Origin of the sequence: Psittacicella hinzii, assembly GCF_003585935.1 — a bacterium.
Lineage (GTDB): Bacteria > Pseudomonadota > Gammaproteobacteria > Enterobacterales > Psittacicellaceae > Psittacicella > Psittacicella hinzii.
Genome location: NZ_NRJG01000160.1, coordinates 1 through 7,599, shown reverse-complemented (window position 1 = coordinate 7,599; position 7,599 = coordinate 1). Strand labels below are relative to the sequence as shown.

8 protein-coding genes are annotated in these 7,599 nt (G+C 31.0%); all 8 read left to right on the top strand.

Annotated elements, in window-relative coordinates:
- Positions 1-177 precede the first annotated feature (177 nt).
- A complete protein-coding gene (gene asd / locus CKF58_RS07365) occupies positions 178-975 on the top strand; it encodes an archaetidylserine decarboxylase (protein ID WP_222987763.1) in 798 nt (265 codons plus the stop codon).
- Between the two features lie 37 nt (positions 976-1,012).
- On the top strand, positions 1,013-1,531 hold the full coding sequence (locus CKF58_RS07360; protein ID WP_119532489.1) for an arginine repressor: 519 nt from the start codon (positions 1,013-1,015) through the stop codon (positions 1,529-1,531).
- 71 nt (positions 1,532-1,602) lie between these two features.
- Positions 1,603-2,253, top strand: coding sequence for a hypothetical protein (locus CKF58_RS07355; RefSeq protein ID WP_119532487.1), 651 nt, complete (start codon positions 1,603-1,605; stop codon positions 2,251-2,253).
- A 130-nt stretch (positions 2,254-2,383) separates the two neighbouring features.
- Positions 2,384-3,268: a hypothetical protein gene (locus CKF58_RS07350; RefSeq protein ID WP_119532485.1), complete on the top strand. Its 885-nt coding sequence runs from the start codon at positions 2,384-2,386 to the stop codon at positions 3,266-3,268.
- Positions 3,252-4,205 carry a transposase gene (locus CKF58_RS07345; protein ID WP_119532483.1) on the top strand — a complete coding sequence of 318 codons (954 nt, stop codon included), beginning with the start codon at positions 3,252-3,254 and terminating at the stop codon, positions 4,203-4,205. The genes CKF58_RS07350 and CKF58_RS07345 overlap by 17 nt, the downstream gene beginning before the upstream one ends.
- A gap of 263 nt (positions 4,206-4,468) precedes the next feature.
- Positions 4,469-5,140, top strand: a complete 672-nt coding sequence (locus tag CKF58_RS07340) for a hypothetical protein (RefSeq protein ID WP_119532481.1) — start codon at positions 4,469-4,471, stop codon at positions 5,138-5,140.
- A gap of 3 nt (positions 5,141-5,143) precedes the next feature.
- Positions 5,144-6,040 carry an IS1634 family transposase gene (locus CKF58_RS07335; protein ID WP_425451212.1) on the top strand — a complete coding sequence of 299 codons (897 nt, stop codon included), beginning with the start codon at positions 5,144-5,146 and terminating at the stop codon, positions 6,038-6,040.
- 264 nt (positions 6,041-6,304) lie between these two features.
- On the top strand, positions 6,305-7,599 hold a 1,295-nt coding region (locus CKF58_RS07330; RefSeq protein ID WP_147397241.1), incomplete at its 3' end, for an IS1634 family transposase.

Below are 7,599 nucleotides of genomic sequence, written 5' to 3'. Positions count from 1 at the left end.
GCCTAAATCATAAAATAAATTTTTTTTCCTCGCAAATAAAAAGTGTAGATTTGTGGCTCGTGACCACTTTTTTCAAATTTTATTAACAAATCTTTATCATTTTTTAATCAATGACGCTAGTCGTAGATAGTTATGAACTTGAAAATTTTTATTCACAAATACCTCACACCAAGACATTTGTTAACAAAATTAGTAGGAAAGTTAGCAAGTGCAAAATTAGGAAAAGTTACCACTTTAGCAATTAAAGCTTTTGTGAAACTAAATAAAGTAAATCTTGCTGAAGCTAAACGACCAAAAGCTGAAGATTACAGTACTTTTAATGAATTCTTTATTAGAGAGTTACCTGAAGATGCTCGTCCAATTGGTCAGGCTGAGTTTGTTAGTCCCGCTGATGGTAAAATTGCTATGATCGGTCAAGTTAATAACGGGGCTATGATTCAGGCAAAAGGACATAACTTTGCAGTACGTGAACTTTTAGGAATTAGTAGTGAAGAAGCTGAACAATATAATGGTTGTACCTATGTAACGGTTTATTTATCTCCAAGAGATTATCACCGCGTACATATGCCATGTAAAGCTACACTAAAAAAATCAATTTTTATACCTGGTGATCTTTACTCTGTAAATGAAAACGCATTTAAGAATATTAGTAATCTCTATGCGCGTAATGAACGTCTAGTATGTTACTTTGATACAGAATATGGTCCAATGATCCAAGTGTTAGTAGGTGCTACTATTACTGGTTCAATAAAAACTTATTGGGATAATGCCATTGACGCTCACCATGCTGTTCACTTTATTGAAAAACGTTATGCTGATAATGAAGTGGTTTTAGAAAAAGGTCAGCTAATGGGTGCTTTCTTAATGGGAAGTACTACTATTAATATTTTCCCTAAACAATTACAATTAACTGATAATGTTGTTATAGGTGAAAAAATTAAGGTTAATGAAGATTTAGGTAATATCGCTGTATAAGTTATTACACTATCTAAGTAATAAATACGGTAATTACATGACAAATAAAGCAATTAAAAAGAAATTGCAACAAAACTCTAAAAAACAAACGATACATTTTTCAGAAAAAGATCGTAGTTTAGTTAATGTAATATTCGATACTGTTAGTGCGAATAAGTTTAAATTTGTAGGCGAAATCTTAACAGCATTACAAAATGCAGGTGTTAGTATAAACATCCATAAACTTAGACGTATGCTCAATACCTTAAATATTACTAAGGTTGTAGATAGCTCTGGCGAAAAATTCTACAAGTTAACGACTTCTCAACATAAGTTGTCTTTAGAATCAAAAGTAGAATCGTTAGTAGTATCAATAGATAGTAATCAATTAGTAATTGTGGTAAAAACTGTTATCGCCGGAGCTCCATTAGTAGCAAAAATATGTGATAATGTTTCTCATGAATTAGGTATTCTTGGAACCATTGCTGGTGACGATACTGTACTAGTTATACCAAAAGATTGTAATAACACTGCACAAGTGATGCAAGGGTTAGAAAATCTTTTAGGATTAGTTTAGTGATTATTGATTTGGTTACAAAATAAAAATAGCTTATAATATCAAGTAAATAAGAATAATTGAGCTTTGGTATGAAAGAAAAAATGAAAAGAGCTTTTGATCGCTCTTCTTACACAAAAATTTATATCTATGCTGGGATTATAGTTTTATGTGTAGTTTTATATTTATTTGTGTTCCGTGATACAAGTAATAAAGATTCGATTCTATTATCGAAAAATGAAACAGCAACTGTACAAATTAATAGTCCTCAAGAGACTACAGAAGAAACTTTACAGGAAGAAACTTTACCAGCTGAAACTGAAGCTGAAAATGATGCACAGCCTGAAACACCAGTGGCAGCTCCAGTAGCTCAACCACAAGAAGCTAAAAAAGCTGCGCAAAATGATACAGCTACAACAAATCAAACAGCAACTACGACTGCTGACAATAACTTAATACCTTTAGTTCCTGAAAATGCACCTTATACAAATCTGCAAACAACTTTATATCAAGTGAAAAAAGGACAAACTGCAGGTACTATTTTTGCTCGTGAGAAAGGTGTTATTTTCCAAATGGCTAATGTAAACAAGGCTATTGAAAGACTTGGTGAAAACGATAAAATTTATATTAAACGTGATTCATCTGGTCAAATTGTAGTCTTAGCTATCGATCGAGCTAGAGGTGGCTTTATTGGTCAGTATGTATTAGTTGATAAGAAATTTGTTTTTGTAAGCAAACGTTAATACTTAAAAAGACTCACACTGCTCGTGTGAGTCTTTTTAAGTATGAAAAAAGTATTTCAAACTTCACAAATTATAGTAAACTGGCTATAAGTTTTATAAAGATTCTAGAAAAAGGCGTTGATAGTAGATTATGGCTAAAGAATATAAGTGCCCAGTTAAAAAAGTTTCACTAAAACCAGAAACAGAAAAGTTTACACAAGAGGTTTTGTTTAGAGCTCCAACATATAAAGAAGGGGATAAAACCCGTAACTACAAAGTAGCAGTTGGAGTTGTAGATAATGTCACTGGAAAGTTCTATCCTAATGATTCGTTTTTAAAGTTATATGATGAAAACAGCGAACCTTACGAAATGGATCGCGAAATATACAAAAAGTATATGAAGAAATATGATGAGGAATTACAAGAACAATTAGCACAAAATCCAGGGATTTCTCGTGTTCGTAACACTGGTACACGTTTAGACGTAATGGTTGAGGTTATTGAGCAAACTAGAATCTTAAGAGCAAAACAAGCTAAAGAAGTTAAACCAATCAAAAATAAGAGAAAAATACCTTGGAAATTAAAATCACAAAATGATTTTGTTGTTCAAGAGGTTGCGCCTGTTATTCAAGACGAGGTTATTACACCAGAATCTCTAACAGTAGAGAAAGTTTTAGAAACCAATACATCATATTCTTCAAGAAGCAAACACAAAGCAAATGCTGCAAATATGTTTGTGACTTTTATTTACAAGATCGCAGATTTATATGGCATTACTAAGATCTTAAGTGAGGTTTTTACAACTGAAGGTGCAATAAATATTCTCAATTGGGTGGCTTTTTCTCTAAGTAATGACGACAGCAATGCTTCTCATAACTTCAATGAATTCGCAAACAAGATGAACTTAAAAAGAGATTTTTATATAAGTTCGCAACGTTGGTCTGAATTCTTTATGTCAATTTCTGAAGAAAAAGTCGAAGCTTTCCTTAAATCTTGGTGTGAACTTCTACAAGAAGACAATGCGATTATTTATTGATTTTTCGAACTTTACTACCTATTCAAATAAACTATCATTAGCTAAGTACGGTAATGATAAAAGCGAAGACACGCCAAAGCAAATCAATTTATTAGTAGCTAAGGGAACTAAGCACCAACTACCGTTATTCTATGAATTCTATGCAGGAAATATCAGCGATAGCAAAATTTTCCAAAGATCTGTTGATTTAAATGCGCAATATTTACCAACTGTACAATCAGTAATCTTCGATCAAAGTTCAGCTAATAAAGATAATTTACAAATCCTGAATGATAAAAATATTAAAGTAGTAACATTTATGAAGAAAGTTGCCAAAGAATATAAACAATTAATTAGTAATTCTTTTGTTAACTATCATGATCGTAAAGTTCTACTTCCTAATGGAGCTATGTATTATTCAGAACATATAATTTATGCCGAGCGTGATTTTCAAGCTCTAGCTATTTTATCACCTGAAAAATACAAGATTGAACGCGATACTATTCTCAAAGAATACGCTGTTGAACAAGAGAAACTCGAGAAAATTAACCGTAAACATACCCTTGGCATGAGTGAAATGCAACACAGTAATGTTGATATTCAATCAAGTACGAGAATTGATTTAACTCTTGCTCCTGAAAAAATGACTGAGAAGATGAATATGGCGGGTTGGTTTGCACTAATTACCGATGACTTAGAGACTCGAGCTACAGAAGTTTACACTATTAACTACATGAGAGAAAGTGTTGAAAGAAGCTTGGCACGCATAAATAATACAAGAATGTTAGTGAGTAACGATTTATCATTTCGTGGTAAGTCTTTATGCACCTTTATTTACGTAATCCTCCATGAAATCATAGAACGAACTGTTAGTAAATTAACTGCACCAATTAATCAGTATATACCTACAAATGTTCATAACTTTGTGCAATACATCAATCGATGTATTAAAAGTTGATTTTGATTCAGCAAAATCTGAAGAATATGCAGTTATTAAGCAGTTCCTAAAAATTCTTGAACAAGATTTTCTAGCCATCAAATCTAAGTAAACTTAAATAGTTTTTAGATGTGCATATATTTGGCTCTATCTAATTCCTATGTTTAAAGAATAACTATTCTTGCAACAGCTTAAGTTCTCTCTTTTTAACAGTATCTTTCTTACACAATGGTATAATGCGCCACTGAAAATGTTTTAATCAAATAGACCACACAAGAATTAAGATGACTAAACAACTATATCCTTTGCCTACAGTTGGATTAAGAAAGCAAACAACTAAAAGTGGAGTGTATCTCTATAAGCGTGGTAAAAGCTATAGAGATGAAAATGGTAAAGTTAAAAGAACTAATGACACTTTAATCGGTAAGCTAGACGAAGAGACTGGTTATTTAATTCCGAATGATAATTATTTTGCCATTTTTAATCTGCCTAAGCCAAAAGAAAATCTAATACCTAGAGAAAAAGAGTTTTCAACAGGATATACAGACTGTTACATGAATATTTTTCGTCAGCTTGGTGTCTTTGACATTCTCTTTAATATATTCAGTGATGAAGCTGAATTGATTTGCCATCTTGCTGGATACATGGTAAATGAAGGTGATGTGATGGAAGGCTTTAAAGACTGGGCAGGGGATCATAGTTTGCCGGAAAAATTTTATCTAAATTCTCAAAATTTGAGTGAGTTCTTCGAAGATATTTTTCCTCCATGTATAGATGAATTTAAGGATCAATGGATAAATTCTAAATTATTTGATTCAACGTTTTACGCTTATGATGTAACTAGTTTTTCATCTTACAGTGAAGATTTAGATGAATTGGAAATCGTATATTATCGAGATAATGAACTACTAAAACAAATTAATCTTGCTGTGTTGTTCGATCATAAAGTTCATTAACCTATCCTATATGATTGGTATTCTGGAAATTTAAACAACAAGGCATATTTACCTTACGTAATAGAAAATTTTCAAGATAAGATCTCCAAAAAAATAAATGTGGTTTTAGCTCAAGAAACTTATAAAAGCAAGACATTTAATGATCTAGCTAGTAATGAGATCGAATTTTTAACTCTTTTACCTGCAAATTTACAAGTTTACACAGACCTTATAGATCAAGCTAATCAAATTGGTTTTAAACATGCTGATAGACTAAGTCGCCCTGAGAAGAAAGCCAAAATTTTGGATGTCAATTATCAAGGTTTAGAGCTAAAGGCTCATGTGATAAAAGATCAAGAGTTGCTTGATATGCAACTTGTTAGTTTTTATGAGGATTTAAAGAAAAAAGAAGAGATACTTAGATTACTACATAAGAACAAGAAGCCTGTTCAACCAGATTTAATAGAGTTATTTAAAGTTAGCCAGTCTACTGATTTAGATTTTACGTACGAGCAAAATAACGAAGCTATAGATCTAGCTATTAGTAGATTAGGCTTTATTGTCTTAGTTACTAATAATAAATCTTTAGATACTGAGCAAGCATTAAATGTCTATAGCAAAAAGGGAATAGTTGATACAGCTTTTGATAACTTGTACAATGGTCTAGATTTTGGTGAACTTCGAGTTCATTCTAGCTATAAGTTTGACGGGAAATTATTTGTTAGTTTTATTGCTTTAATCCTCAAAATGCATATGATCTACAGTTTATCAAGTAATGAATTAACTAAAGATATAGGATTAAAGAGTTCGATTGAAGAGTTAAAGAAAATTAGAACTTATAGTGGCAATTCAAAATCCAAGACAATGTCTCTAACTAAAAGACAGAAAAATATTTTGGCAGCATTAAATATTACTTTATAAAACAATTTGTCCACTTAAGTTAGAAGATCATGGTGTGGTATAGAAAATAGATTTCGAGCTTTATAGACTGTATTTTTAACGTTTGTGCTTTTGTTATTGAAAAATAATAAAAAAGTGATTCGCCCTAAACTCCCGCAAATGTATCGTTGCTGTAAATAAACTTTAATAAAAAATCATTAAAATTCTTATACTTAATTTAATTTTCATTTTCCTGCTATGTTATAATGTATACGATACGGTATCTAAAGCTATTGAGGAAATAAAATGACAGTATTAGTTGACTTACCGGAAAAAGGAATTACAACAAAAAATGATAGACGTGGAGAAAAAGCTGTCAAAAGAGTGTTTAAAGTAATAAAATCTTACAGAGATCCAATTACTAAAAAACCAAAAGTAAAAGAAACTTTAATCGGTAAACTTGATGATGAAACTGGTAAATTAATACCTAATGAAAATTATTACAAATACTATGATTCAAATAATTCAAGTAACTATGAAAGTCAACTTGTAACAGAGTTAAGAACTGGTGATTTTCAGTGCTTAAATGTAGGTTTTATCGGAGCTTGCTTTAAATTAGCCAAGAATTATAAATTACTTCAAACTTTACAACAAATCTTTGGTAAAGAATTAGCCGAAGGATTTCTATATTTAGCTATTTATACGCTTGAAAATGGTTCTGTAATGAGCTATTACCCAAGATGGGCTTTATCAAGAGGTTTAGACGATAAATTTACTTACTCAAGCCGGGAAATATCACGTATTCTTCAATCTATTAGTAAAGAAGATAAATTAGATTTTCTCAATAGCTGGTTTAAAATTCATCACTCAGATAAATACCTTGCTTATAATGTAACTTCAATCTCATCATATAACCAGCAAATGTACGATATAGCAAGAGGATATAACCGCGATGGTGAAGATTTACCACAAATTAATCTCGGTGTTATCTATGATCAGGATTCAAGACTTCCTCTTTACTACGACATTTATCGCGGAAATATCCCAGATAAAGCATATTTAGAAACCACCATTTCTTTAGCTTTATCTTTAAATATAAACAAGCTAAACCTTGTTATGGATCAAGGATTTTACACCAAAGACAATATAAAGTATCTCCATAGTAAGGGAACAAATTTCTTAACACTTTTACCCAAAAATAATAAACTCTATAAAGAGTTACTTAATGATGTAAAGGCAAATCCTTACGACTTCATTAAAGAGTATGACATAAAATATAAGATTTTTGCCCGTAGTTATATTAAGGTTAATGAAGGTATCAAATCTAAAGTAATCATGTCCTACTCACAAGCTGAACATACTTACCTAGCTGAATCTTTATTAGATAAAGTAGAGAGAAATAATGTAGATTTAAATCTCATCTCAAATAAACGTGGTCTAGTTGTTAAAAAACTAATGAAATATCACGAAGTTAAGCAAGAGGGTGATGTTCTAATATCTTACAAAGAATATAAATATAAAATCCATGAAGAATATTCAAAAATGGGATATTTTGCCCTTATTACTAATGATTTAGATTTAGAACCTTTAGAAATTCTTTC